Here is a 22,761-nt window from a genome sequence, read left to right as displayed (position 1 = left end):
CTAGTCGCTGGGCGCTGGAGCTAGACAATAGGAAATTGGTGCCTGACACCATAAATTTTATAACTATCAAAAAGAATAGGGAGCATGTTCATGTTCCCTATTCGAATTTTTAGAGATTAGGAGTTTACTCCTATCTCGATGAAGGGAGTGCTTTCATGGAACAGCTTATACAGCAGGTGGTCAACGGGATTTCCCTAGGAAGTATCTACGCATTGATTGCCCTCGGGTACACAATGGTTTACGGCATTGTGAAATTAATTAACTTCGCTCATGGAGATGTCTTCATGGTCGGCGCATTTATCGGTTTTTATTCCATTACTGTTTTTCACTTAGGACTTTTTCCTGCCCTGCTCATTTCGATGGCAGCCTGTGCCATTTTCGGTGTCTTAATTGAACGGATTGCCTATAAGCCGCTAAGAAATGCTACGAGAATTGCAGCATTAATTACGGCGATTGGGGTTTCGCTGTTTATTGAGTACGGCACCATCTATGTCCGCGGTGCCCAGCCGGAAGCCTATCCAACTGGGATTGTACCGTTGAAAAGTATTGAAATCCTTGGAGTAAAAATCAGTGGTCAATCCTTATTGATTTTAGTCGTTTCGATTTTCCTAATGATTTTACTGCAATTTATCGTTCATAAGACAAAAATCGGTAAAGCGATGCGTGCTGTTTCCCATGACCAGGATGCCGCTAAATTAATGGGAATTAACGTCAACAACACGATTTCTGCAACGTTTGCGATTGGGTCGGCGCTTGCCGGTGCTGCAGGTGTGATTTTTGGAATGTATTATACAAAAATTGAACCATTGATGGGAATCATCCCAGGACTTAAGGCCTTCGTTGCTGCCGTTTTAGGCGGAATCGGCATTATCCCTGGAGCTATGGCTGGCGGGTTATTGCTGGGTGTTATCGAAGCGCTGGTCAGTGCGGCGGGCTTCTCCCTATGGCGCGATGGTGTGGCATTTGTTGTGTTAATTCTTATCCTTATTTTCCGTCCTGCCGGATTATTTGGTAAAAATGTCAGAGAAAAGGTCTAGGGGGTGGCTTAAGCGATGAAATCTGGTAAACAAGCAAAAGGTTTTTGGCTCTCAATCGTTTTTGCCGTTATTTTTTCAATCGTCATGCAGTTTCTTATTTCCGGGGGAACGTTAAACTCCTTTTACGTCAACACTCTATTCTCCATTGGGATTAATATCATTTTGGCAGTCAGCTTGCACTTAATTATCGGGATAACGGGACAGTTCTCCATTGGACATGCTGGCTTCCTGGCTGTCGGTGCCTATATGTCGGCCATTATTACAATGAAATTAGCGCTGCCTTTTCCTGTTGCCATCCTTGCCGCCGGTGTTGCTGCTGCGGTTGCCGGATTGATGATCGGGATTCCGACACTGCGCTTGCGCGGGGACTATTTGGCGATTGCAACGCTTGGTTTTGGCGAGATTATGAGAATCGTATTTTTAAATATTGATTATGTCGGCGGTGCAAGCGGGATGACTGTTACCCACCTAACTACCTGGCCATGGCTGATCGCCTGCGTGTTAATTACGATTATTGTGATTGTCAATTTCACGAATTCCACTCACGGGCGCGCCTGCCTTTCGATTCGAGAGAACGAAATTGCTGCCGATGCGATGGGGATTAACACGACCTATTATAAGGTTATGGCGTTTGTAATCGGTGCCTTTTTTGCCGGTGTAGCCGGTGCCCTGCACGCCCACAACTTTTATATCATTCAGCCTGGGAACTTCGGCTTTTTGAAATCGTTTGATATTTTGATTTTAGTCGTCATCGGCGGCTTGGGCAGTATGTCAGGGTCCGTAATAGCGGCGATTTTGCTGACGATTATTTCAACTTACCTTTCCAATTATCCTGAACTTAGGATGGTTATTTACAGCCTTGTGCTGGTTGTCATGATGCTGTTCCGCCCGCAAGGATTAATGGGAACAAAAGAAATTACCGCTTTCTTAAAAATGGGCAAGTCTGCTAAAGGGGGTTCTCACGATGACGGCAAACACACCACTGCTTAAAGTAGATCATGCCGGGATCCGATTTGGCGGGCTAAAGGCAGTTTCTGAAGTGAATCTTGAACTTTTAAAAGGTGAATTAGTTGGCTTAATTGGTCCGAACGGCGCCGGAAAGACAACATTTTTCAACCTGTTAACTGGCGTATACGTGCCGACGGAGGGCAGTATTTCGCTCGACGGGGAAAAATTAAATGGCTTAGCCCCTTATAGAATTACCAAAAAGGGCATCAGCCGGACGTTCCAAAACATTCGCTTGTTCAGTGACCTAACGGTTTTGGATAATGTAAAAATTGCTTATCATTCGCTTGCAAAGCATTCGATTATCAGCTCCATCCTCCGCCTCCCTTCCCACTTTTCCGGTGAGCGCGAAATGGAGGAAAAGGCGATTGAGTTTTTAAAAATCTTTAAGCTCGAAAATGTGCTGTACGAACAGGCGAAGAACCTGCCTTACGGACAGCAGCGCCGCCTGGAAATTGCACGGGCGCTGGCGGCAAATCCTAAATTGCTGCTGTTAGACGAGCCGGCAGCGGGGATGAACCCGCAGGAAACAGACGAACTGATGAATCTGATTGCGTTAATCCGCAAACGGTTTGACTTGACGATTCTCTTAATCGAGCATGATATGAACCTCGTCATGGGTGTTTGTGAGCGGATCTATGTTCTTGACCACGGTCAATTGATTGCCCAAGGCTCTCCTGAGGAAATCAGAAACAACCCAAAAGTCATCGAAGCGTATCTTGGCGAGGAGGTCTCATAGCATGTTAAAAATTAATGATATCAATGTTTATTATGGTAATATCCATGCATTAAAGGGCGTTTCCCTCGACATCAATCCAGGCGAAATTGTTACCTTGATTGGGGCAAACGGTGCCGGAAAAAGTACGCTGTTGAAGACCATTTCAGGGCTTTTGAAGCCAAAGACCGGGGAAATTTTATTGGAGGATGAACATGTAGCCGGAAAGGTGCCGCAGTTAATTGTAAAGCGAGGGATTTCCCATGTTCCCGAAGGCCGCCGCGTGTTTGCCAATATGTCGGTTGAGGAAAATTTGGAGTTAGGTGCCTATTTACGGAAGGATAAGAAGGGAATTCACGAAGACTTTGAAAAAGTGTATGGGCTATTTCCACGCCTTCTGGAACGCCGCAAGCAGCTATCCGGAACCTTATCAGGCGGCGAGCAGCAGATGCTGGCGATGGGCAGAGCGCTGATGGCCCGACCGCGGCTGCTGTTATTGGATGAGCCTTCGATGGGACTTGCACCGCTCCTGGTAAAAACAATCTTCAGGATTATTGAGGAGATTAATCAAACGGGGACCACGATTCTGTTAGTTGAGCAGAATGCGAATATGGCGCTGTCGATTGCCAACCGCGCTTATGTTATTGAGACAGGGAAAATTGTCGCTTCCGGGACGTCAGCGGAGCTTGGAGAAAGTGATCAGATTAGAAAGGCATACTTGGGCGGGCATTGAATAGAGATGCCCGTCTTTTCTTTGTGTTTTTTAGGGGCCGTGCCGGGAGCGGGGATGTGCGTGTACGGGATTTTACAAGATTTGGGGAGGATCTTACGTAATTTGGATACAATTTTACAAAAGTCAGGTGTAATTTACAAAATTGTGATAATCATACGGATGTTGGTATAATTTGGATTTAGGGCTTAAAGGGAATATTGGAGGCTATGAAAAGAGGGGCATTGCCCGAAAGGCAGGGAAAGTTTTATTTATGGTCAATGAGAATAGTTCTACGTGCCCGCCCAGCTAAAAAATACGGGTTAAGAGTAACGTAGAGGGTGTCTACGTGCCCGCCCAGCTAAAAAATACGGGTCAAGGGTAACGTAGAAGGCGTCTACGTGCCCGATCATGTAAAAAATAAGGTTTAAGGGTAACGTAGAGGGTGTCTACGTGCCCGATCAGGTAAAAAATAAGGTTCTAAGGTAACGTAGAAGGCGTCTACGTGCCCGATCAGGCAAAAAATAAGGGTCAAGGGTAACGTAGAGGGTGTCTACGTGCCCGATCAGCTAAAAAATACGGGTTAAGGGTAACGTAGAAGGTGTCTACGTGCCCACCCAGCTAAAAAATAAGGGTTAAGGGTAACGTAGAGGGTGTCTACGTGCCCGATCAGGTAAAAAATAAGGTTCTAAGGTAACGTAGAAGGCGTCTACGTGCCCGATCAGGCAAAAAATAAGGGTCAAGGGTAACGTAGAGGGTGTCTACGTGCCCACCCAGCTAAAAAATAAGGTTCTAAGGTAACGTAGAAGGTGTCTACGTGCCCGCCCAGCTAAAAAATAAGAGTCAAGGGTAACGTAGAGGGTGTCTACGTGCCCAATCAGGTAAAAAATAAGGGTCAAGGGTAACGTAGAGGGTGTCTACGTGCCCACCCAGCTAAAAATAAGGTTTAAGGGTAACGTAGAGGGTGTCTACGTGCCCACCCAGCTAAAAATAAGGTTTAAGGGTAACGTAGAAGGTGTCTACGGTGCCCACCCAGCAAAAAATAAGGGTCAAGGGTAACGTAGAAGATAAAGTCCATATAATTGTGTAAAAAGAAAGAGTCATTTTATTCACTCTTGGCAACACTGTTTTCAACCACGATAAACAATGAAAAGAGGAATAAAAATGACTCACTTACAGTTTAACCTAGATATGGACCTTTTAAAAGAATCCGTCATCAATTCTAACCTAGATATGGTGATTAAATCAGCCCTTGTCTTAGTTCTTAATGAATTTATGGAAAAAGAAAGGGACGATTATTTACAGGTGGCTGCCTATGAACGATCTACGGAGCGCCGGGACTACCGAAACGGTTACTATGAACGTGAATTGATTCTAGGTATTGGCAAATTAAAGCTGAAGGTACCCAGGACCCGAAATGGCGAATTTTCTACTTCGGTCTTTGAAAAGTATGAGCGTTGTGATCAAGCTCTAGTTCTCTCCATGCTTGAAATGGTTATTAACGGCGTTTCGACCCGGAGGGTCACTCACATTGTCGAGCAGCTCTGTGGGGAAAACATCTCAAAGTCGTTTGTATCGTCCCTTACCCAAAAGCTTGACCCCATTATTAACGAATGGTCCAAGCGACCTTTAAATGTCATGTATTATCCTTATGTTTTTGCGGATGCCATGTATATAAAGGTCCGGGAACACAACCGGGTTGTCTCAAAAGCCGTGTACATCGCTACTGCCATTACTGAGAAGAATAGGCGGGAAATCCTTGGACTTAGTGTGGATCATGCGGAAGATTTCGAGAGCTGGAGCCGTTTCTTCCAATACCTTAAGTCTCGTGGACTTCAATCTCCCAAACTGGTCATCTCAGATGCCCACCAAGGGCTTCAAAAGGCGATACAGCGTGATTTTATCGGTACTACATGGCAAAGATGCACGGTACATTTTAAACGCAATATTATAGAAAAGCTGCCCAAAAAGGACTCGGGGGAAATACGTATGATGATCAAACGTGTCTTTGAAGCTGTTACGATGGAGGATATACGTAGATTCAAGAATGAATTAATGAACCAGTATGTTGATGAATCCAAATACGCCAAAGCCTTGGAAACTTTAGATGAAGGCTTTGAAGACGCGGTTCAATACCTGAACTTCCCTGAAAAACTGCATCCCCACATTCGGAGTACAAATTCACTCGAACGCTTAAACCAGGAAGTACGCAGAAGGGAAAAAGTAATTCGTATCTTTCCAAATACCCAATCTGCCTTTCGATTGGTAGGTGCCGTTCTAATGCAATATCAAGAGGCCTACTCCATGAGGAAGACATTAATTAATAACTAATTTTGCTTTATTTTTCGACTCCACTTCCATCATGGGATGATCACATATCCGGGAAGGGCTGTCAAAGTGAAAAGCCTTTGACAGCCCTTCCCGGATATGTAGAAGAAAAACCATGGAAGTTTCGTCAAAAAAAATGAAAGGGTATGGATAGAGAATATAAAGGAAATAAGTTGAAAATAATTGCCTTTGATTTTACACAAAAATCAGGACTTGACTACGTAGAAGGCGTCTACGTGCCCCAACCACCAAAAATGCAACATTTAAACTCACGTAGAAGCGGTCCATATAAGAAAGTAAGCATAAAAAAGGTACCGGAATCCGCACCGCTCCGATACCTCACCTTATTATAATTTTCCCTTTCCCTGTTCCGGATCTAACGTAAATTGCAGCCGCTTTTTTGGCCGGAGCAGGTACTTAATTTTATTGACATAATCCTGATAAAGCTGCTCTAACCCAACCAGCGCCAGCGAGTAGAAGTTGGCGTAGTTTTTTTGCACTTCCCACTTCAATTCATTTTTGCCGCAAATGCTATAGCTGTTTAGCTGCTCAATTTCCTTGCGCAGTTCTGCAAGGGCCTTCGCCTGCTCAGCCTCCGGAAGAGCAAGAATCCGATCAATTTCTCTAATATACTCTTTCGACTTTTCAATCTTCCATTTAATATCTTCATAGCTGTCATGATCAATAAGACCGTATGTTAACTTAAAATCGTTGAGCCTTTCCGCTGACTCATAGGTAGAGTTGACGATGTCATTGCGTGTCATATCCTTTGTTTCATAGCTCAGCATGTGCTTCCATGATGGCTGGGCTATCGCCTTGCGGTGGTCCTCAAGCGTATGGCACAGCTTTTTATAGCCATAGATTTCCGGATGCTCAAATGCAGGACTCGCTGGGTCAAGAAATGGTGCAAGTGGTGCCACGAAATAATAGATTCGTGGATCCTTACTACAGGCGAGATGAATCGTTTCACAGAAATCAATATTTTCAACGGCACTTTGCGGTGTCTGCCCCGGAATTCCCACCATAAAGAACAGGTCGATTTTTTTACAGCTATGCTTTAAAGCTGAATTCAAGGTTTCAATGACCTTAGCGTTCGTACAGCTGAATTTCCCGTTATATTCACGGATTTTCTCGTCATGTGTCTCAAGCGTGATTTCAACGCTGTAATTCGGCACACTCTCTTCGATTTGTTTGAAATAAGCCTCATCTGCATATTGAAACAGCTCAAAGACGATTTCATTTTTCAAATGTAATTTTTTCAGACGCTGGAAAAATTCGTCGACATACTCGCGTCCGCCCTGCCTTAGGTCATGGAGGATAAAAATTGGTGCCCGGCTGAATCGGGAGATAAACTGAATATCACTGATGAGTTTTGCCGGCGACCGTAATGCCAATGAATGACGCCTGCAGTTTTGCTCATAAGCCTCCCGCGAACCGCCGCAAATTAGGCAATTTTGGGTGCAGCCGCGTGCGGTCAACAGCGCGGTGTTAGGATATTGCAGCCAGCCGTTGTATGGCAGAGGATCAAGAAAATTCTTATATTTAAACACCGAACGAATCGTATAACGGTAGCCGGGAACATCGATGTCGTCTAAATCCTTTGGGACATAGGTCAGCGGATTGTAACCGACTTCGTCCCCTTTCCTCCAAGTTAAGTTTGGAATATCGGCATAATAGGTGGTGCCCATTTCCAATTTATTCATCAGAAGCAGCATAAGCTTTTCCGTCGAATCGCCGCGCATGACAAAATCAATAAATGGGTAATCAATTAATTCTTTGTGATAGTAGGTGGCTGACAAGCCGCCAAAAATAATGGGGGTATCCGGATGGTGCAGTTTTACGATCTTGGCCAGCTCAATGCTGCCATGAGCGTGCGGCAGCCAGTGGAGGTCAATCCCAAAAGCGCGGGTCTTGATGCTCTTGAGTTTTTTTCAACATCAAAATGCGGGTTCATCAGCATCCGGTTGGCAATGTTGATAATTTTCACCCGCAACCCGTACCGTTCCAAATAGTCGGCAATGCTTGTAAGCCCAATCGGGTACATTTCGAACACAGGCGATGACGGTACGACATCACTAATTGGACCAGCCAGCAGGGAATTTTCCCGGAAATCATACACACTTGGCGCATGCAGCAGTACTAAATCGTATCTCATCATAAACACCTCGAGTTATCGGTATGTGATTTATTTCGCAAAATTGTAAGCGTTTAGAATGTAAAGTCTTATTGGGTACACCTAGTTGCTTCTAGTTTACAATAATAATGGTTTGCTATCGTGACAAATGAGTGACAATTATTGGGTGATTTTGTGTATTTTTAAGAAGGGGAAATTTATATGCTTGCCTTCTAGAAGTCCACAAAAAACTGCTATACTAAAACCAAATAGACAACAAAAGGATGAATTAAAATGGCACAGGCAAAAACAAATGCAATGCGGATTCTGGATACACACAAAATCCCTTATGAAATCCTTACATACGATAACAAAGATGGAAAAATTGACGGGGTGTCCGTAGCCGGAAAAATCGGCAGGGAGCCAGAAGAGGTTTTTAAAACGCTTGTGGCACAAGGCGCCAGCAAGAATGTTTATGTATTTGTTATCCCGGTGGCGGAAGAGCTCGACATGAAAAAGGCAGCCAAAGCAGCCAGTGAGAAGAACATGGAGATGGTGCCGGTGAAGGATATTCAAAAATGGACCGGCTATATCCGCGGCGGCTGTTCGCCGATTGGGATGAAAAAGCACTACCAGACGTTTCTCGACGAAAGCTGCCAGGGGCTCCAATCGATGGTGGTCAGCGCTGGGAAAATCGGCATGCAGATTGTAATATCACCCGGGCAATTAAAGGAAGTAACCAAGGCAGGAATTACGGCCATTACTAAGTAAATTTTTCGGACGCCAAAAGAAAAATTACCTAGGCACTCACCTATAAAAAATCCAATGCATAAGATATGGGTGACAATGAATCAGCAACGTCATATCTTAAAAACTCGCCAGCCTAAAAAGGCAAAAGCGGCGCAGTTGACTTGGAAAAAGGGAGTGTCGATCAATGGCAGGAAAAATTAAAAAATATTTTGCAGGCGGCAATACAGCTAGGGGCTTCCACAATCTGTTCGATTCTAACCTTGAAGGATTGGACCGGTTATTTATTTTAAAGGGCGGACCGGGGACCGGAAAATCGTCATTAATGAAAAAGGTTGGCCAAAACTGGGTAGAAAGAGGGTACGATGTTGAGTATTTGCATTGTTCTTCTGACTCAAGCTCGATTGATGGTGTGATTATTCGCGAATTGAAAGTGGGAATCGTGGATGGCACGGCGCCGCATGTGATTGAACCAAAGGCACCGGGAGCGGTTGAGGAATACATTAACTTAGGCGAAGCCTGGGATGCCAAGGCCCTTGCGGCTAAAAAAACTGACATTGAGAACTTGGCTTTACGGGTTTCGGAAGCCTTTGAGAAGGCCTATGCCACGTTTAAAGAGGCATTGGAGATTCATGATGATTGGGAAAAAATCTATATCAACAGCATGGATTTTCAGAAGGCAGATCAATTAACCAACAAATTTATTGTTTCATTTTTTGGAAAAATGAAGCTTAATAAAAGACCGGATGTCCGCCACCGCTTTTTAGGGGCTGCAACCCCAATCGGCGCAGTGGACTTTGTACCAAATTTGACGGAAGAAATTCCGAAGCGTTATTTTATTAAAGGTCGTCCGGGTTCTGGGAAGTCGACGATGCTGAAGAAACTGGCGGAGGCTGCGGAAGCCCGTGGCGTGGATGTAGAAGTGTACCATTGCGGCTTTGATCCAAACAGCTTGGATATGCTGATCTTTAGAGAATTGGGAATTGCGATTTTCGACAGTACCGCGCCGCATGAATACTTCCCAAGCCGTGACGGCGATGAAATCATCGACATGTACGAAATTTTGATTGAGCCGGGAACAGATGAAATCTTTGCCGACGTCATCAGCAAAATTTCCGCTAAATATAAAAACAAAATGGCAGAAGCAACGGAATACCTCGCCGGAGCCAAAAAACTCCGCGACGAACTCGAAGCCATCTACATCGCAGCCATGGACTTCACCATCGTCAACGAAATCCAAAACAAAATCGAAGACGAAATAAACGAATTGACCGGAGTTTAGAGAGTGGTGTCAGGCACCATGTGAAAAATTCACATGGTGCCTGACACCCGTTTTTTATTTAAGGGGATTGGTTTTGCTTTGTTGTCCTTTGTTGCGTTTGTTGCCTTTGCTGTTATCGCCGCTGACGAATTCGGCGGCGAATTCAGCTTCTGCATGCCCGGCGTCTGGGGCATTTTGGTTGCGGCTGCCTTTGTTGTATTTTTTGGTCATGTCCATGCTCCTTTCCTTGATGCTATGGATAGTTTGGCATCTTTGATTTTCTTTATTCTCAATTAAAAGAAGGATGTTTTGGAAAATAATAGAATTATTTATTAAGAGTATTTTTATAAGGAGTGAGCTGTAATGTCGTCTATCATTGACCTGTTAACAAGGCTATTTGAAGAGAACCAAAACCCGGAAAATGCAGCACAAATGGAAGGTTATATGAAGAACCACTTTCCTTTCTTCGGCATCAAGTCACCGCAAAGAAGAGAGATTGAAAAGCAATTTTTTCAAGAAACGGGCATATTAAAAGAGCCGTTCAGTCAAGAGTTAGTCTTAGAGCTTTGGAAAATGGATCAAAGGGAATATCAAAATGTGGCATTAACGTATATTGAAAAATCATTAAAAAAACTGCAAAAAAGTGATTTATCACTGATGCAAACCTTGATTACGACGAAATCGTGGTGGGATACGGTGGATGCTCTTGCTGCGAAGCCGGTGGGGAAAATTGCCCAAAAGTACCCCGAGGTTGTGGAAGAGACCATCGATGGCTGGGCAGCACATGATAATATGTGGCTGCGGCGGACGGCAATTCTTTTTCAATTGAAATATAAACAAGAGACAAATGAAGAAAAGCTGTATGACTACATAATGCTGAATGCAGATAGTAAAGAGTTTTTTATCCAAAAGGCGATCGGCTGGGTATTGCGGGAATATTCCAAGACTAATCCTCAGTCTGTAAAATCGTTTATCGGGGTGCATCGGTTAGCCCCTTTAAGTGTAAGAGAAGGCAGCAAGTATTTGGTATAAGGCATTAAGCGGGAACTAATCGGAGAAAAATGGTAAAATGTCCGTATTATTGTGTAGAGGGTGAGACAGCATGATTAAATGTATTGCAACAGATATGGATGGAACATTATTAAACTCGATGCAGGAAATTACGGAGGAAAATAAGCAGGCGATTTTAAAAGCGCAATCCCAAGGGGTTGAGGTGGTTGTAGCCACGGGCAGGTCCTATCAAGAGGCGACCTACGTTTTAAATGCCGCCGGTTTAAACTGTCCGGTAATTTGTGTAAACGGCGCCGAGGTCCGCTCGAAGGAAGGAGAAGTCATCTCCGCAAACCCGATTCCAAAGCAATTGGCACGCGAAACAGCGGCAAAGCTATCAGCGAGCGACGTTTATTTCGAGGTGTACACCAATCAAGGTGCATACACGATTGATGCTGAAAAGGCCGTTTCAACTTTAGTTGACATCGTCATGAGCGCCAACCCTGAAGCCGACCGCGACGAGATTACCGTTGCTGCAGGAGCAAGGGTGCGCGACGGCTTGGTTCATATGGTGAATGACTATGAGCTGCTGTTTGCTGATAACGCAATTATGATCTATAAATTTCTTGCTTTTTCATTTGAGGACGGAAAGCTGGAAGTTGCAAGTGAATCATTGGTAGGTCTTACTGAATTAGAGGTCACGAAATCCGGTATAGAAAATATTGAAATCACTCATAAAAATGCGCAAAAGGGGATTGCTCTCGAGGCCTTTACGAAAGCAAAGGAAATTGATCTCGCTGACACAATGGCGATCGGCGACAATTTTAATGACATTTCAATGCTGGAAAAAGCCGGCCGCGCGGTGGCAATGGGAAATGCTGGCTATGAAATTAAGGTACTATGTGATGTGATTACAGATACAAATGAAGAAAGCGGCGTGGGCAAAGCGATTTTGGAAGTTTTGTAGTTGGTATTGGGGAGCGTGGATTTTTTTCGCATAGGCGGATGAAGGACAATATGATCCTGAGAAGAGAGTGAAATGTCCTTTATAAAGCTGATGAAGACCAAAATGCGCCTGGGAAGAGTGTGAAATGTCCTTCATAAGGCAGATGAAGGACAAAATGCGCCCGAGAAGAGAGTGAAATGTCCTTTATAAAGCTGATGAAGGACAAAAGAAGCTTAAAACGAAGTCAAAATGTCTTTCATAAAGATAGGGGGTCCCGCTTTTGACGCTACGAGTCGGTTCGATTCTACTGATGGCCGTTTTCCTAATATCAGGCTGTTCTTTTTTCGAAAAAAAGCAAACGCCGGGGAAGGACAGCGAGGCGGTGGTCATCCAGCCTGAAGTTAAAGTTGTTGCGGAAAACTTGTCAATTCCCTGGTCTATCGATCGGGTGGACCAAACTTTTTATATCAGCGAGCGGACGGGAAGCATTGTAAAAATTACTAACGGTAAAATGGAGCGGCAGCCGGTGCGCTTGAAAAAGCCGCTGGCACAAGCAGCAGAGGCCGGTCTGCTAGGATTTGTACTGGACCCCGGATCCCCTGATACACAAAAGGCATTTGCCTATTATACATATGGAGACGAGCAGCAAGGGCAGTTTAACCGCGTAGTTGTTTTAGAGACAAATGGCAGCGAGTGGACCGAAGCGGCTATTCTTCTTGATAGGATCCCAAGTGCCGCCTACCACCACGGCGGCAGGATGAAAATTGGACCGGACGGCAAGCTGTACATCTCAACAGGCGATGCGACCGAGCCGGAGTTGGCACAAAGTGTAAGCTCGATTAATGGGAAAATTTTACGAATGAATTTAGACGGAACAATCCCCTCTGATAACCCATTTCCAGGTTCCTATGTTTACAGCTATGGCCACCGCAATCCACAAGGCTTGGTTTGGATTGGAAATACGTTATATTCAAGCGAGCACGGGCAGTCGGCACATGATGAAATTAATCTAATTAAGCCGCGTGCAAATTACGGCTGGCCGGTAATTCAAGGTAAGGCCAAAAAGGCGGGCATGGTGACGCCGATTTTTCAATCGGGCAACGAAACGTGGGCACCTTCCGGAATGTCCGCTTATAGCGGCAAGCTATATGTCGCGGCGTTAAGGGGCAATGCGGTGCTGCAGTTTGATTTGGAGCGCAAACGGATGAAGCCCCTCATTACCGGGTTAGGAAGAATCCGCGATGTATATATTGATGGTGAATATATGTATTTTGTAAGCAACAACACCGACGGCCGTGGAACTCCGGATGAGACGGATGACAAATTGTACAGGGTGAGGCTGGAAAGTGTAAAGTAAGGTTTTTGAAGTAGATGTCTATGGGACAAAACTATGTGAAAAAATGGTGAAGTGTCCCATAGGGAGGTTCTAGGGGACAAAACCGCTATTAAAACTACCAAAATTGTCTTTAATAAGGCCTCTTGGAGACAAACCTGCTGTTAAAACTACTAAAACTGTCTTCAATAAGGCCTCTTGGAGACAAACCTGCTGTTAAAACTACTAAAACTGTCTTCAATAAGGCCTCTAGGAGACAAAACCGCTGCGAAAACTACTAAAACTGTCTTCAATAAGGCCTCTTGGAGACAAAACCGCTGCGAAAACTACTAAAACTGTCTTCAATAAGGCCTCTTGGGGACAAAATCGCTACGAAAACTACTAAAACTGTCTTCAATAAGACCTCTTGGGAACAAACAGGCCACCAAAATTGCCTTTAATAAAGCCTGCCATTCCCCAAAACAAAAAGCAACCGCGCCGCGCCGTCCCGCCGATTGCCTAACTAAACTGGTGCCTGACACCACACTGCACCAAACCACACAAAAGCCTACAAAATCTCAATCTTCAACGAATTAACCTGTGACACCAAGAGGTCTTCGTATTTTTGCTGGGCTAAATAAAGAACCTCTTGCTCGCCGGCTTTCAGGTTTTCCTTTTTTACCTGGGCCATCACATCTTCTTGCACTTTTATAGATAAGACAATCATCTTGTACTGTTCCTTTTCCTCTGCCCAAAATAGATCTTCACCGTACAACGCAATCAATTTCATCGCAGAACTAAACTCTTCATACTGTCCGCGCACTCGGGCAACCGCCTGTTCAACCTCCGCATCTGAAGCTTTGTGGCCTTTCTCATCAGCAAGCATAGCCATTGAGCGCAGCCGGATAATTTGTGTAAGCAGCTGGTTCTCTTCTTCCGCTAATTTTTCTTGGGAGTCCAAGTAGGCCAATTCTTCCTCGAGCTGTTTGCCGCTGAATTTTTTCTTGGCGGCCTCGCGGTTGATCTCGAGCTGGAGCTGGTTAATCAGCTTATAAAAAGCAAGGTCATCGGAGGTAATCCACTTGCCGTTAATCGTAGCGACCCCTTTTGGTTTCTCAGCATTCAGCTCGATTACTTTTTCAACCTTATTGCCGTCCTTCTCCAACGTAAACGCCGCTTCATATTTTCCGCTCATCGGCAGCTGCACTTCACCAGAATAAATACCATCGGAAGCTTCTTTAAAGGCCACTTCGGAAGTTCCATGGTCCATATTGGCCATCGTTAATTCCGCGGTCACCGTTAACCCCTTAACCGCCTTGCCGCCGTCGGTTACCTTAATTTCAATTGTCGAAGACTTATCCTGTTGAAAATAAACCTCTTGCGTTATTTTAATGTTATAATTTGGCCCCGAGCTGCAGCCGGCGAGCACCGCCGCGACCAGCAGCAAAGCAATTATCATCCGCTTCATCCTTTATAACCTCCCAAATAATGTGTCTCTAAAAATTCCTCAACAGAATACTTCAACATTTTTCCATCCTCTAAAAAGGCGACATGAGTGCACACCTGCTTGATTTCGTCCAAATGGTGCGAGGAAAGGAGAATCGTCTTGTCGTGCAGTGACTTTAACACCTCTAAAATTTCCTTGCGGCCCATCGGATCGATGCCGCTTGTCGGTTCATCCAAAATCAGAATGCTCGAATCCTGGTAAAGCGTGATCGCGAGACCTAACCGCTGGAGCATCCCTTTGGAATACTTCTTTATTTGAACATCGCGGTCATCCCACAAGCGGACTGAGCACAATACCTGCTCAATCCGTTCTAAATCAGCCTTCCCGAAAACTGCTTCGGCAAAAAAGGTCATATTTTCACTTCCGGTTAAGCTAGGGTAGAGCATGAATTTTTCCGGTAAATAAGCAATCGCCTTTTTCCACTCGGCACTTTTCTTAGTCACTTCCACGCCGTTTATTTCAATTTTTCCTTGCTTTACCGGCAAAAGCCCGAGAAGGCTGTTGATAAATGTCGACTTCCCTGCGCCATTGCGGCCGACAAGGGCACAAACTTCATTTCTGTTAATTTCCAAGGTAATAGAATCTAGTACTTGTTTTTTCCCGAAGGACTGGGTTAAGCGAGAAACCTTAATCATTCATATCCCTCCTTACGGTTGAAGAAAAGTGCCGTCCCCAACGAGGCTGCCAGCCAGACGACTAGATTTCCTAGTAAAAAGAATACCGGCTTCGTCCACATAAACTCCTGCAGCAGCCGTGACATATGGCCGAAAGAGTAGACGCCCATGCCGGTTTCAAGGAACATCCGCACTGCCTGGAGCGGGTTTAAAAAGTATCCGACGGAAAATAGTTTGACATTTTCATAGGTGACATCCGGCAAAAATGACAGCAGGATAAAATCATGTAAAAAGAAAAAGTAAAACCAGACAAATATCGTGTAGCCGATGATTTGCATCCGTGAGCGGGAAAAGCTGCCGATTGCTGCCCCCATCTGCAAAAACACCAGCGACATGACGATTAGCGCCAGAACAAAGATAAGATAGGCCTTAATATCCAGCTGAAATTGAAATTTTAATAATAACAGGTAGATGAAAAACCAGACGAGCAGCGGCACTAATACAACCGTATAGAGTCCGAGGCTTTTGCGCAGCAGGAAGCTTGCGTAATTGTCCTTTTTCGTCAGCAGCATGATCAGCGTCTTTTGTTCTTTTTCTTGAAAAATCGAAAACGCCCCGATGAACAAGCAGAGAATCGGAATAAAGTAAATAATCGTATCAAACAAATTGATCATCAAAATGTAAAAGCCTTTATCAAATGAAAGGGCAGTGGAACGAAACATAATGCTGATTGAAATCAGAACAATGATGCTAAGTGCCAGCCAAAGCCCTTTACCCCTTATGTTTTCCTTCCATTCCTTCCAAATGTAATGCATATTTACGTCTCTCCCTTATGAAGATGCCAAACGCCGCTGCCAGAAGTCCAATAACAACCCAAAGCGCAACAGAATGACTGGCTTTTGCCGGTACAAGCGGGTGTGCATCCCTAAACATTACCTCGTCATCATTTTGTGAGGCATTGATTTTTTCATAAATAGAAATGGCCGGGCTTTTTAAAAATAAATTCGTCAGCTCCTGATCCTCAATCAATTGATGAAGGCTGGAGTAATAGGTTATTGGAAAATCCCCAATGCCGTCTTGGTTTAAATCGGTAAGCGGGAAGGAGCTGCCCCAGTCATTGCCAAGACCTTTCCTGCTCCAGGCATTGCGCTCGCCTTTGCCGCCAATCGTGACAGCCGGGATGGTATTATCGGAAATTTGGTTTAAAGTAAAAATTTGATCGTTGGAGCTTGCCCAAAGCTCAATTCCAATTTCGTTTTGGATGATGCGGTTGTGTTTGATCAGATTTCGTGTCGCTTGATCGATATACAGGCCGCGCTGGTTCATGTAAAACGTATTGTTTTCGATATGATTATCATTAGCCTGCAATAGGAGCAGCCCGAATGATTGATTTCCATAGTTAACGATAAATTGATTGTCTTCAAGTGTAAGATGATTCGAGTTCATGACGGCGGCGCCGCCTGTGTTCATCGTAAAGGTATTGCGTTTGAAAATATTGCCGTCGGAGTACATGTAATGCAATCCGTATCTGGTATTGCTGATGTTATTGTCATAGCTTTTGTTATCGTTGGCATAGTCGAAGAACATGCCGTCACGGGTACCTTCAATCCTGTTATGAGAAAGCAGATTATTTTTTGCATAAAAAACATGGAGGCCGTTACCTTGCGCGGCAATTTCGCCTTTGCCCATTCCTTTAATGTCGTTGTAACGGACAATATTGTGATGGGCTTTGCTTAAATAAATACCGTGGAAGGAATGGCGGATCGTTATATGCTCGATGGTGTTACCGTTCGTATAGACCTTAATCGCGGCATACTCCTCGGATGAGTTCCGGTTCGTGCTGCTGTGTGTCACAGTTAGATTTTTGAGCTTCACATGCGGTGCTTTGACGGAGATCACATTGCCGGTTCCGTCTCCCTTGATCACGGTATGCTTTTGGCCAATCAGCGTCAGCGGTTTATCGATGACGATGTTGCCTTCATACGTTTTATTTTCAAGCTTCAGTACCGCTCCCTTTTTCATGGAGTCGATCGTTGCTTGCAAGTTTTCGGCTGCCATCTTTTCCTCCGGTTTTATGAATAAAATGAGAGAAAAAACAAGAAATAGGAGCGTTGTTTTTTTCATTTTTTTCGATCCTTCCATAACGGAATCAGTAATAAAATAAACGCGGCAATCACAAAGTAAATGCCAGTGCCTAAAATGCTATGGGTAACAAAGTTGGCCACTGTGTTTTCACCTATAATGGGCGGGACAAATGGGTCGATTTTAATTGGTGCCTTTGAGCTCAAATTCGTGCCGTAATTTTTCAAAGCTGCATGCAGGTCCAGCACCCCGGCTAACCCGCCTATGATATAAATGGAAATTAACCCGTAAAGTACCTTCTTACTGCGCAGCACCGCTGTAATTAGTGTCAGGACGGCTAATGCGCCGATAATATAAATCAAATAGGACAGTTCAGGAAAGTTTTCTTCACCGAAGTTGGCCATTCCGATATAATGGTTCAGCCCGTTGATGATATCAATTTGTCCGTCTAACTTATTGGGGTAGACGATGATGTTTAAGCCCTCCGGATATTGCGGGGCGTAAAACACCATTTTCCACCATGGGAAAAACATTGATGCGACGACACAAACCGTTGCAAGTCCTATTAGCAATGAAGAAACGAGAGATAATTTTTTACTATCATTCAAGTTAACCACTCCTTTTATGATGAAAAACCAACTAAGGGGAAGGGTACCAATTTTTCAATTGATACCCCGCCACAGTGTTATTTTTTCGGCTTAACAAGGAAGTAGCCGTTCATTTCCTGGTGCAACGCAGAACAGAAGTTTGTACAATAGAGCGGGAATGTTCCGGCTTTGTCGGCGGTAAATTCCATTGTATTGGTCTGCCCAGGCTGGACTTCCATATTTAAGTCATAGTCGTTAATCGCGAAACCGTGGGTGATATCTTCATCGAAGTCGATATTGGTTAAATGGATAAACACGTGATCGCCTTCGTTGACCTCAATGACATCAGGGCGTTTGGATTTAGCGTCAAAAATGAATCTTGAGCGCATAGCGATGCCGTAGACGTGAACCTCGTTGCCTTTACGGACAATCTTTGTATCCTTTTGGCTATAAACTGCATCCTTGTTTTTCGAATCCTTTGGATAGACTTCAATGGTTTTGATCTTATCGGCCTTAATCATTTGTGCATAGTGCGGCTCCGGATCAACCGGTGCTGATTGGATGACCTTCATCTTGCCGCTGATATCGATTAGCTGCATCGATTCAGGGTGAGAAGGACCGACTGATAAGTAGCTGTCTTTTGCAATTTTGTTCAAAGCGATAAGCCAATGTCCATCCGGTGCCACAGTGTCTCCTTCAGCCGCAACTGAGTGACCAGGAGAATATTGGACTGGCACGCGGTCTAATGTTTTACCGGTATTAGGGTCCCATTTCACGATTTCCGAAGAAATAAACATCGTTGTATAGGCCATGCCTTTTTCGTCAAACTGTGTATGAAGCGGTCCAAGGGCATTTTCCGGGTTAACCTCGCGTTCCATAACAGATTCATATTTTAAAATCGGAATGCCGTTACGTTCGCCGGCAAATTCTTTGTTTTCCACTGCTTTAAAAGCCTTTTCGAATGAGAAAACCGTCATTGCCGGAGCCAGCTTGCCTGAAGCGATGAAGTATTTTCCGTCAGGCGTTACGTCGACACCGTGCGGCGATTTAGCCACAGGAACTAAATAAATGCCGCCTTTTTCTTTCTCAGGAAAAATCATTTTTTGTCCGCCGACATCTTCATACTTGCCTTCCTTGACCATCTTCTCAAGCTCTTTCCAGTTGAACAGCACGATGTAGTCGCGGTCTGCCTGAGAGGCGTTGACCTCCATTGTCGTTGTGGCTTCTTCGGTATTGTAGGTTGTCATAACCGCCCAATCTTTGGAGCCTTTCTTTCCGGCATCGGATAAGTCATAGGACCAAGGTGGAAGAGCAACCTGGTAAGCAATGTTTAACTTCACGTTTTTGTCATCAAAGGTAACGGCTGACATTACACCGCGGTATTTGCTGCTGTAGTCATCCAGCGATTCGTATTTTTGTCCAAGCGGCACCGCGAAACGAGTCGGCAGGAACATATACTCCGTATTCTCTGTGACAAACGCGGCACAGTGCGGTCCAGCAGTGTTTGGCACCTTGATAATGTCCTTCGTTGTGAACGTTTTTAAGTCGACAACGGCGGCGCGGCTGTTACCGACATCGGTGGCAAACATCCATTTTCCGTCATAGTCGCCGTTTGTTTCAGAGAAGGCTGGATGGTGCAGGTCGCCCCATGTATAGCCGCCCATTAATTTTTTCGAATGCTCATCAAAGCCGTAGCCCGTAGCGGAATCCTGCGAGAAGACCGGGATTGTTCTGATTTTGCGCATCGATGGTACACCGTAAATAAACATTTGTCCGGAGTGACCGCCGGATGCAAATAAATAGTAGTCATCTTTCTTGCCAAACGGTACATAAACCTTTTCAGCATCGCTTTTGTTGTTGGCGGAAGCTGTTTGCGTGTCCGTTTTGGATGAGAAGTCCGCAAACGAGATCGTCGCTGCGATAAATCCGGCCAGCAATCCGGAAGCGATTGGAACCCATTTTTTCATTTAGTTACACCTGCCTTATGATTATTTTTCGGAAGCTTCTTTCAGCAGCTCAAGCACTTGCTTGCGTTCGTCGTCTGTCAGCGGATTTTTGCTGATCACGCCTGACATGACAGCTGAAGTTGGCTGCTTCAGGAATTCTTCAATTGGTTTGCCGTGTTTCCCTTCAACGTTTACAAAGGCTTTAGACAGGTCCGGACCTACTGCGCCGCCTTGTAATTGAAGTGATTCGACAGCATGGCAGCCAAGGCAGCCTTTTTTATTGAGGATGTTGTCGTCATCCGCTGAAACCGTTTTGGCTTCTTTTGTATCGGTGCTTTCTTCTTTGGCTTCGGATTTCTGGCTATTGTCAGCCTGTGCCGTTTGCTGCCCGCTTCCAGAATCCCCCATGATCACGTCAAAGACGAGGTAGCCAAGGCCGAAGCCAATTAGGGCACTGATGACAAAACTAATGATTGCTTTTTGCAATTGTTCCCCCTCCTTTATTTGCAAATGAACAATCTCATCCTAATCTTCAAAACCAGCGAAATATGTGATGTATTTCACACCGCTTTTGCTGTTTTTGAACGTTCTGTGAAGGGTAGCTGAAAAGCTTGAAAGGATGGGACTTTTAAAAGATGAACGTTTTGTGAACCATATGTTTCCACTTCGAATGTAGGAGAAAGAGGAAAGTTTTGTGAATTACATCACTCCACGGCGGAAAAAGATTGTTTACAATAGATGGCAATCAATCGTTTTTCAGGTAAGTATTTTAGAAAAGGTGGTGGCAAACGTGAACAAGATTAATTGCTTAAAGGAAGATCATTTAGTTGTGTACCGTGAGCTGAAGAAGGAGGAGCTGTTGCGGAAGATCGTGATTTTTAAAGATTTATCGCTGGATTCACTGCAGGTTATTGAGAAGCGGATTCAAACGTATGAGTTTAAAAAAGGAACGCGGATTATCGCCGAGGATGAAGTGGCGAGGGGTGTGTATTTCATTCATACCGGGACGGTCAAGCTGACAAAGCAGGATGAGAACGGTAATGAAATCATCGTCTGCATGAAGCAAAAGGGAGATGCGTTTGCCGAGGCATGCTTGTTTACGAATAAAGCCGAATGCTATCCGGCAACGGCGACGATGCTTGAGGACGGTAAGATTTTGTTCTTGGATAAGCTGGAGCTGGAAAAGGAATTAGCCAATTATCCGGAACTCGCACTGCAGATGGTCCGCTATATGAGCGATGGCTTGAGGGAGATGACGTCGCAATTGCGGGATGTCGCTTTGCTCGATGTGTATGCGAAAACGGTGAAGATGCTGGAGCGGCTGGGACGGAAGTTTAACACCGACGGGAGGCGCTGGGACATTGAGATTCCACTGACGGTGCAGGAGTTTGCAACCGTGGTCGGAACAACGCGGGAAAGCGTCAGCCGCGTGTTCTCCAAGCTGAGGAAGGACGAACTGATCGATTTAAAGTCGAGAAAAATTGTCATTCTTGACTGGTGTAAGCTGTGTACGGTGATGCATAAGGAGTACTGATGGTTAGCAATGGTTGGTAGCCGCGGACTATGTGTGTTTGTAGAGAGGTTCTACGTGCCCGAAAGGTAAAAAAGGGAGATCATAAGGTAACGTATAGGCCGAACCTGACTCAACTTCAAGAACGTAAGCAGCCATCATTTGGCACATAAAAAGAAAAAGCCCTTCGTTCGAGGGGCTTTTTCCTTTAATCGTCAAATTTATATGTCCAAAACCGTTCATTGTTAATCCAAACCAAGATTTGCGGGTCTTGGTTTTTCATTTTTTCTTCCATGTCGGCAAACATCTGCTCTGTCTGCGACCGGTGCGCTCGGATAGCAGCGAGCTTGATGTCGTTGACCGGGGTGATGTCATTAATTACATCGGCTTCGCCAAGCTTCTCTACACAATCATTGGAGAAAGCGACGCAATGTAAGGTCGGTCTTGCGGCGGCTGGCAGTTTTCCGACGGCGCGAACAACGGCCGCACCGGTGGCATCATGGTCAGGGTGAACTGCATATCCGGGATAAAATGTAATGATTAGCGACGGATTCAGTTCTTCGATTAACTTTAAGACCATGTTCGTCATTTTATCTTCATCTTCAAATTCAATTGTTTTATCGCGGAAGCCCATCATCCGCAGGTCCTGGATGCCTAGAACACGGGCTGCTTCCGTTAATTCCCTTTTCCTAATTTTTGGAAGGTTCTCCCGGTTAGTAAAAGGGGGATTCCCCATATTACGCCCCATTTCACCCAAGGTTAAGCAGGCATATGTGACGGGGGTGCCATTTTTGACGTGAGTGGCAATCGTTCCCGATACCCCGAAGGCTTCATCATCCGGGTGCGGAAACACAACTAGGACATGACGTTCTTTTTTCATAACGATTCTCCTTTAGGGTTAGTCAAACGGAGTCGTGCTAATTTCAAGCGCAACGGCAAGTTTGCCTTTATAATCGTGGCCGGCGAGAAGCAGCCTTCCTTGATCGTCGATTTCAAAATGGGTGATCCCTTCGGCGTACACCCAGCCAAGATTTATTTTTAAACCGACGCGATAAGGGCCGCTGCCGGTGATTTTCCCTAATTCATAGCGGACAAGGGCATTGCGAATATAGGCGCCAGCAGAAAAAAATGTTTGATCATAATGGGATGCATAAGCACCGTTTGTCGTTTCAAGGTGGATATAGACATCCTGATTAGCGAATTGATTGATGAACTCTTGCACACGCCCGACATCAATAACTTCCATATGTGGCTCCTCCTTCCCCTTAAACAGATAAAATAAATTTAATGTAACTATCATACTAAAATTAGTAAAAAAATGCGAAATCAATGCTTGAACCAGGAAAAGTCTT

23 protein-coding genes are annotated in these 22,761 nt (G+C 44.8%); 11 read left to right on the top strand and 12 right to left on the bottom strand.

The genetic code is table 11. The annotated features are described in order from the left end of the window. Positions 1 to 155 precede the first annotated feature (155 nt). From A6749_RS11770 to A6749_RS11750, 5 genes are all read left to right on the top strand, one after another. Positions 156 to 1,037: a branched-chain amino acid ABC transporter permease gene (locus A6749_RS11770; RefSeq protein ID WP_066389743.1), complete on the top strand. Its 882-nt coding sequence runs from the start codon at positions 156 to 158 to the stop codon at positions 1,035 to 1,037. 15 nt (positions 1,038 to 1,052) lie between these two features. Continuing rightward, the gene (locus A6749_RS11765) at positions 1,053 to 2,027 is read left to right on the top strand and encodes a branched-chain amino acid ABC transporter permease (RefSeq protein ID WP_066389735.1); all 975 of its coding nucleotides are present in this window, start codon (positions 1,053 to 1,055) and stop codon (positions 2,025 to 2,027) included. Further along, positions 2,002 to 2,781, top strand: a complete 780-nt coding sequence (locus A6749_RS11760; RefSeq protein WP_066389733.1) for an ABC transporter ATP-binding protein — start codon at positions 2,002 to 2,004, stop codon at positions 2,779 to 2,781. Before A6749_RS11765 ends, A6749_RS11760 begins: the two co-directional genes overlap by 26 nt. A 1-nt stretch (position 2,782) precedes the next feature. Continuing rightward, the gene (locus A6749_RS11755) at positions 2,783 to 3,490 is read left to right on the top strand and encodes an ABC transporter ATP-binding protein (RefSeq protein ID WP_066389732.1); all 708 of its coding nucleotides are present in this window, start codon (positions 2,783 to 2,785) and stop codon (positions 3,488 to 3,490) included. A 1,140-nt stretch (positions 3,491 to 4,630) separates the two neighbouring features. After that, the gene (locus tag A6749_RS11750; protein WP_066389721.1) at positions 4,631 to 5,797 is read left to right on the top strand and encodes an IS256 family transposase; all 1,167 of its coding nucleotides are present in this window, start codon (positions 4,631 to 4,633) and stop codon (positions 5,795 to 5,797) included. Positions 5,798 to 6,141: 344 nt separating this feature from the next. On the opposite strand, the gene A6749_RS11740 is transcribed toward A6749_RS11750, so the two are convergent. Beyond that, complete coding sequence (locus tag A6749_RS11740) at positions 6,142 to 7,674, bottom strand: B12-binding domain-containing radical SAM protein (protein ID WP_236719788.1); 1,533 nt, start codon at positions 7,672 to 7,674, stop codon at positions 6,142 to 6,144. Continuing rightward, complete coding sequence (locus A6749_RS28910) at positions 7,632 to 7,949, bottom strand: hypothetical protein (RefSeq protein WP_236719659.1); 318 nt, start codon at positions 7,947 to 7,949, stop codon at positions 7,632 to 7,634. The genes A6749_RS11740 and A6749_RS28910 overlap by 43 nt, the downstream gene beginning before the upstream one ends. A gap of 252 nt (positions 7,950 to 8,201) precedes the next feature. On the opposite strand from A6749_RS28910, the gene ybaK reads away from it, so the two are divergent. Beyond that, positions 8,202 to 8,678 (top strand): Cys-tRNA(Pro) deacylase, encoded by a 477-nt coding sequence (gene ybaK / locus A6749_RS11735; protein ID WP_066389717.1) that lies wholly within the window; start codon positions 8,202 to 8,204, stop codon positions 8,676 to 8,678. Between the two features lie 163 nt (positions 8,679 to 8,841). Beyond that, on the top strand, positions 8,842 to 9,936 hold the full coding sequence (locus tag A6749_RS11730; protein WP_066389715.1) for a PRK06851 family protein: 1,095 nt from the start codon (positions 8,842 to 8,844) through the stop codon (positions 9,934 to 9,936). A gap of 54 nt (positions 9,937 to 9,990) precedes the next feature. On the opposite strand, the gene A6749_RS28620 is transcribed toward A6749_RS11730, so the two are convergent. After that, positions 9,991 to 10,146 (bottom strand): hypothetical protein, encoded by a 156-nt coding sequence (locus A6749_RS28620; protein ID WP_169809860.1) that lies wholly within the window; start codon positions 10,144 to 10,146, stop codon positions 9,991 to 9,993. Between the two features lie 132 nt (positions 10,147 to 10,278). On the opposite strand from A6749_RS28620, the gene A6749_RS11720 reads away from it, so the two are divergent. The 3 genes from A6749_RS11720 (at position 10,279) to A6749_RS11710 (ending at position 13,208) form a co-directional block, all read left to right on the top strand. Beyond that, a complete protein-coding gene (locus A6749_RS11720; RefSeq protein WP_066389712.1) occupies positions 10,279 to 10,947 on the top strand; it encodes a DNA alkylation repair protein in 669 nt (222 codons plus the stop codon). Between the two features lie 70 nt (positions 10,948 to 11,017). Then, complete coding sequence (locus A6749_RS11715) at positions 11,018 to 11,872, top strand: Cof-type HAD-IIB family hydrolase (RefSeq protein ID WP_066389708.1); 855 nt, start codon at positions 11,018 to 11,020, stop codon at positions 11,870 to 11,872. Between the two features lie 289 nt (positions 11,873 to 12,161). Continuing rightward, on the top strand, positions 12,162 to 13,208 hold the full coding sequence (locus tag A6749_RS11710; protein WP_066400938.1) for a PQQ-dependent sugar dehydrogenase: 1,047 nt from the start codon (positions 12,162 to 12,164) through the stop codon (positions 13,206 to 13,208). Positions 13,209 to 13,731: 523 nt separating this feature from the next. On the opposite strand, the gene A6749_RS11705 is transcribed toward A6749_RS11710, so the two are convergent. From A6749_RS11705 to A6749_RS11675, 7 genes are all read right to left on the bottom strand, one after another. Beyond that, positions 13,732 to 14,631 carry a FixH family protein gene (locus tag A6749_RS11705; protein WP_066389697.1) on the bottom strand — a complete coding sequence of 300 codons (900 nt, stop codon included), beginning with the start codon at positions 14,629 to 14,631 and terminating at the stop codon, positions 13,732 to 13,734. Beyond that, on the bottom strand, positions 14,628 to 15,305 hold the full coding sequence (locus tag A6749_RS11700; protein WP_066389693.1) for an ABC transporter ATP-binding protein: 678 nt from the start codon (positions 15,303 to 15,305) through the stop codon (positions 14,628 to 14,630). The genes A6749_RS11705 and A6749_RS11700 overlap by 4 nt, the downstream gene beginning before the upstream one ends. Then, on the bottom strand, positions 15,302 to 16,099 hold the full coding sequence (locus A6749_RS11695) for an ABC transporter permease (RefSeq protein ID WP_066389686.1): 798 nt from the start codon (positions 16,097 to 16,099) through the stop codon (positions 15,302 to 15,304). The genes A6749_RS11700 and A6749_RS11695 overlap by 4 nt, the downstream gene beginning before the upstream one ends. Next, positions 16,056 to 17,342, bottom strand: coding sequence for a nitrous oxide reductase family maturation protein NosD (gene nosD / locus A6749_RS11690; RefSeq protein WP_236719657.1), 1,287 nt, complete (start codon positions 17,340 to 17,342; stop codon positions 16,056 to 16,058). The genes A6749_RS11695 and nosD overlap by 44 nt, the downstream gene beginning before the upstream one ends. A 62-nt stretch (positions 17,343 to 17,404) precedes the next feature. Continuing rightward, a complete protein-coding gene (locus A6749_RS11685; protein WP_066389676.1) occupies positions 17,405 to 17,974 on the bottom strand; it encodes a hypothetical protein in 570 nt (189 codons plus the stop codon). 77 nt (positions 17,975 to 18,051) lie between these two features. After that, complete coding sequence (gene nosZ / locus A6749_RS11680; protein ID WP_066389674.1) at positions 18,052 to 19,920, bottom strand: Sec-dependent nitrous-oxide reductase; 1,869 nt, start codon at positions 19,918 to 19,920, stop codon at positions 18,052 to 18,054. A gap of 21 nt (positions 19,921 to 19,941) precedes the next feature. Further along, a complete protein-coding gene (locus A6749_RS11675) occupies positions 19,942 to 20,409 on the bottom strand; it encodes a cytochrome C (RefSeq protein WP_236719656.1) in 468 nt (155 codons plus the stop codon). Positions 20,410 to 20,593: 184 nt separating this feature from the next. Here A6749_RS11675 and A6749_RS11670 point away from each other — a divergent pair, with 184 nt between their 5' ends. Further along, positions 20,594 to 21,433 carry a Crp/Fnr family transcriptional regulator gene (locus A6749_RS11670; RefSeq protein ID WP_236719655.1) on the top strand — a complete coding sequence of 280 codons (840 nt, stop codon included), beginning with the start codon at positions 20,594 to 20,596 and terminating at the stop codon, positions 21,431 to 21,433. A gap of 184 nt (positions 21,434 to 21,617) precedes the next feature. Here A6749_RS11670 and bshB2 read toward each other — a convergent pair whose 3' ends face one another. Together bshB2 and A6749_RS11660 are read right to left on the bottom strand one after the other, a co-directional pair. Then, the gene (bshB2, locus tag A6749_RS11665) at positions 21,618 to 22,289 is read right to left on the bottom strand and encodes a bacillithiol biosynthesis deacetylase BshB2 (RefSeq protein WP_066389668.1); all 672 of its coding nucleotides are present in this window, start codon (positions 22,287 to 22,289) and stop codon (positions 21,618 to 21,620) included. An 18-nt stretch (positions 22,290 to 22,307) separates the two neighbouring features. Further along, positions 22,308 to 22,655, bottom strand: a complete 348-nt coding sequence (locus A6749_RS11660; protein WP_066389664.1) for a YojF family protein — start codon at positions 22,653 to 22,655, stop codon at positions 22,308 to 22,310. Positions 22,656 to 22,761 lie beyond the last annotated feature (106 nt).

It is taken from the genome of Neobacillus mesonae, assembly GCF_001636315.1.
GTDB lineage: Bacteria > Bacillota > Bacilli > Bacillales > Cytobacillaceae > Neobacillus > Neobacillus mesonae.
Note: the sequence above shows the minus strand (reverse complement) of the source record. Positions and strands in the feature narration are given on the sequence as shown.